This is a genomic window from Providencia sp. JGM181 (assembly GCF_018257375.1).
Lineage (GTDB): Bacteria > Pseudomonadota > Gammaproteobacteria > Enterobacterales > Enterobacteriaceae > Providencia > Providencia lanzhouensis.
Window position 1 is genome coordinate 1 of record NZ_JAERJY010000209.1, and the last position, 3992, is coordinate 3992.

The window sequence follows — 3992 nt, forward strand, 5'->3', positions numbered from 1 at the left end:
TTTATACACCTTTCAAATATCAACCCATTGAAATAAAACAGTATATTTATTTGTTGAAATAAATGATTGCTTAATAGGAACTTGATAATTATATTGTACGCCGCTTGTATTCACCCCAGCGGATGGTAATGGTCCGATTCATTACTGACGTTTCATTAAAGTGCGCACGATGACAGTGATTTATATTCTGTCCTGGTGCGAGGTTTTCTGAAATTGAATACAAGGCGTCTATCCACATACCTAATTAAATGATTTGTGTATGTAAAAAACAAAACATGTAGTGCTATAGCTCAAGTTATATGGCTGCATTTTAGGTTCACTCGGCCTGTGTATTCAGACAGAGTTAACGTTGTTAAGGGCTTTTGGGAAGGGCTTCAAAATGCAACAGAATACCGTTCAAATGAAACGTGTACTGACCACCCCTGCGTTAGTATTTTTCGGGCTGGCTTATATGGTGCCACTCGGAATTTTTACCACCTATGGACAAGTGACTGTATTAAGTGAAGGGCATCTGCCTATCGCTTATTTAATTACGCTCGCTGCTGTCTTCTTTACCGCCATGAGCTATTGCCGTATGACCAGCGCGCTCCCGCTTTCTGGGTCTGCTTATTCGTATGTGCAAAAAACCTTTGGTGGCACTCTTGGATTTCTTGTTGGTTGGGCACAACTGCTGGATTATCTATTTCTGCCGATTATTAACTACATTGCGATTGGGATCTTCGTTCACGAAGCGTTCCCGAATATCCCAATGCCAGTGATAATCTGCTCAACCATCGCTGTTGTCAGCATCATGAACATTTTGGGTATCAAATTGGTATCTTGGATGAATATGCTGATTATTCTGATGCAATTTGTCTTCATCGCCATCTTCTTGTACATCTGCTTGCAAAACGCGATGGTACTGGATGTTGAAGCCCTTATGGCGCCGCTCACCGTGATGTCATCACAAGTATCTGGGCTGTTTGCGGGTGCTGCGGTACTGTGCTTAGCCTTCTTGGGCTTTGATGCTATTTCAACCATGGCCGAAGAGACAAAAGACGCACGCCGTGCTCTACCTAAAGCGATTTTATATACTGTATTTATTGCAGGAGCCTTGTTTATTGCCATCTCTTACGGTGCACACTTAATGTACCCAGTATGGCAAGATTTTCTCCCTAATACGGATGTCGCCAGTATCGCGGTGATGCAGCAAGTGGGCGATAAAATGAAGTGGATCGGCGCCTCTTTGATGGCATCGAGCTTTATTACCGCTTATGTTATCGGTGTCTTTGCTTCAGCAATGACCTCGCAAGCCAGTATCGTGCGTATTTTCTATGCAATGGGTCGTGAAGGTGTGCTACCTCGCTCTATCTTTGCGTATTTGCACCCACGCCTAAATACACCGGTCTATTCCATTATCTTTGTGGCTGTGGCTTCATTGATGTCACTGGTGTTATCACTCAGTATGGTTGCGTCGATGATTAGCTTTGGTGCGCTGATAGCCTTTACCTTTGTGAACTTGTCAGTCATAAAACATTTCTACATTGACCGCAAAGCCTCATTGGATAATACCAAGCTGCTCACTTGCCTGGTCATGCCATCCATTGGGGTTGTTTTAACCTTGTGGTTATGGACAAGTTTAGATGCAGAAGCCTTCACAGTCGGCTTATGTTGGCTAGCGGCCGGGGCAGGCTACCTCACGCTTCTGACTCATGGTTTTACTCGTCGTCCACCTGCTATCTCTGATGCCGAGACTGAGATGATTATCAATTAATCCTCCGGTACCTTTCGTTGATTATGGGGAAGCTTATCTTCCCCATTATTTTTTTGGTTCTGGCTCCGTAGGAGCCCCTGATACAGACGGTTTACGATGAATAATAAAATTGCTGATGTTATTTATTTCAACGGTTATATCTATACCGCAGACAGTCAAGATAGTGTTGTCGACGCTATCGCCTTGAAAGAAGGTTATATTCTTGCAACAGGGACTTCAGATGAATTACATCAATATGTTGGCCCAGAAACCGAGAGCATCGACCTTGAAGGCAAAATGATGATGCCAGGGATCATTGATGGACATATGCACCCATTTTGGGGCGGTATTCAGCTGTTCGGCTGCCATCTTAATTACGAATCCCTGACTATCGACCAAATTTTACAGCGCGTGCAAGATCACCTCGATAAAGATCCTCGCACGGGTGAAAATGACTGGCTAAAAGTGACGGCATGGTTACGCCAAGGCATGTTACCGGCAGGTATTGATATGTACCGCGAAGATATGGACAAGCTCAATACAAAGCGCCCAGTAGTCCTGTTTTCTAATGACTGCCATACCCTGTTAGCCAATAGCCGCGCCCTCGAATTATTTGGGATCACCAAAGAAACTCCTGAGCCACCAGATGGCAAAATCGGTAAATACGAAAATGGTGAACTAAATGGTATTTTAGAAGATGCACCCGCCATGCGTGCCGCAGATAGCATTCCGTCTATCCGTGATGAGCAAGCGGTTGAAGTGGCTGAGTTAGTCCAAAAAGTTCTCAATCAGCAAGGCGTTACTATGGTGATGGATGCCCGCGTTTCTGAGCAACAGTTAGAAGCATTTCACCAGCTCCAACAACGTGGTGAACTCACTTTGCGCTTCCAAGCTGCGCGCGAAATCACGCCTGATGATACCCCGAATGTGGCTGCCGTTGCGGCTGCTGTCGATAAAGCCGTGGCGTTCGCCAAAAAATGGCATCAAGCGGAGTGGACACCAACACCGGGTATCGGCCTGCGTAATATCAAAATGTTCGTGGATGGCGTGCTGCAATACCCAACCATGACCGCCTCATTATTACAGCCATACCGCGTGAACAAAGGCACTGATTCAGCGCCAAATTGGGTCGAAACCGATAACTACGGCGACCTCTATTTCACGGCTGAAATTTTGGATGAGCTGCTCGAGAAAATCGCCGCAGCAGGTTACGATCCTCACTTACATACCGTCGGTGAAGGTGCCGTCTCTATCGTGCTGGATGCCATTGAAAAAATGCGTGCGGCTCACCCAGAGAAAGATATCCGCCCAGGGCTTGCTCACAATGAACTGGTTGATGCTAAAGATTATGCCCGTTTTGCGCACTTGAAAACCATTGCATGCTTATCATTCCAATGGGCTGCGCCAACGCCAGAGCTGGCTGCATTCGAAAAAAATATGCTGGGCGAAACCCGCTTCCAGCAGCTAGAGCCAATCGCTAAGTTTATTGATGCAGGAGCGGTGGTTGCCTTTGGTAGTGACTGGCCAATCGATGATTTTGACGAATGGTATGATTTGAAAGTCGCCGCAACTCGCCGTGGTCGTAATATTAATGGTCAGCCAGCCCCAAGGCTGAATAACGACCGTGATATGACCGTGACCGAAGTTTTGCGTTCGGCAACGATTGATTCTGCTTATGCTCAGCATCGTGAAGATGTTTTAGGATCGCTTGAGGCAGGTAAATTCGCGGATATGATTGTGCTGGATCGCAATGTATTTACCATCCCTGCGGATGATATTGAAAATGTGAAAGTGCTGCGCACCATTGTGGGCGGAAAAACAGTTCATATCGCGTCTTAAATATTTAATTATCATTAATCTGATGAAGGCATAAAAATATGCCTTCATCTCAATCAATTAAACCAGTAAGTTAAAACCAATAACTTTCTAGTCTAAAATAATAATTTAATGCTAAAAGCCTGTTATATAAACAGGAACACCAAATAGGGCTTCATGATAGAAGTTAGTGATCTCTGCACTTTTAACATGATCTGAAATGCTAACGTCCTTATTCATGCGAGCAACACCCTCAGCAATACAACTTATTGATGTGTCGAAATTATGTTGGTCATCCAACTTTACATACTCGGACTTCCATTTGTCGTAGAGTGCTTGATTGGTTAGCGGAAGTATATTGTAATTTCTATACTTATAAATTAATTTATCGGCCTCAATTAATTTAGCTTTTATTTCATTAATCTCGTTACATTTTTCATCATAT

At 44.3% G+C, this 3992-nt stretch carries 3 protein-coding genes; 2 read left to right on the forward strand and 1 reads right to left on the reverse strand.

Annotated elements, in window-relative coordinates; translation table 11 throughout:
* The first annotated feature begins 379 nt into the window (after positions 1 to 379).
* On the forward strand, positions 380 to 1753 hold the full coding sequence (locus JK188_RS16660; protein ID WP_036948882.1) for an APC family permease: 1374 nt from the start codon (positions 380 to 382) through the stop codon (positions 1751 to 1753).
* A gap of 96 nt (positions 1754 to 1849) precedes the next feature.
* On the forward strand, positions 1850 to 3571 hold the full coding sequence (locus JK188_RS16665) for an amidohydrolase (RefSeq protein ID WP_211886828.1): 1722 nt from the start codon (positions 1850 to 1852) through the stop codon (positions 3569 to 3571).
* A 111-nt stretch (positions 3572 to 3682) separates the two neighbouring features.
* Here JK188_RS16665 and JK188_RS16670 read toward each other — a convergent pair.
* A partial coding sequence (locus JK188_RS16670) for a hypothetical protein (RefSeq protein WP_211888678.1) occupies positions 3683 to 3992 on the reverse strand: 310 nt, incomplete at its 5' end.

Excerpts from the sequence above, each read along its gene's own strand:
- JK188_RS16660 (WP_036948882.1), top strand. The coding sequence starts at position 380 with ATGCAACAGAATACCGTTCAAATGAAACGTGTACTGACCACCCCTGCG.
- JK188_RS16665 (WP_211886828.1), top strand. The coding sequence starts at position 1,850 with ATGAATAATAAAATTGCTGATGTTATTTATTTCAACGGTTATATCTAT.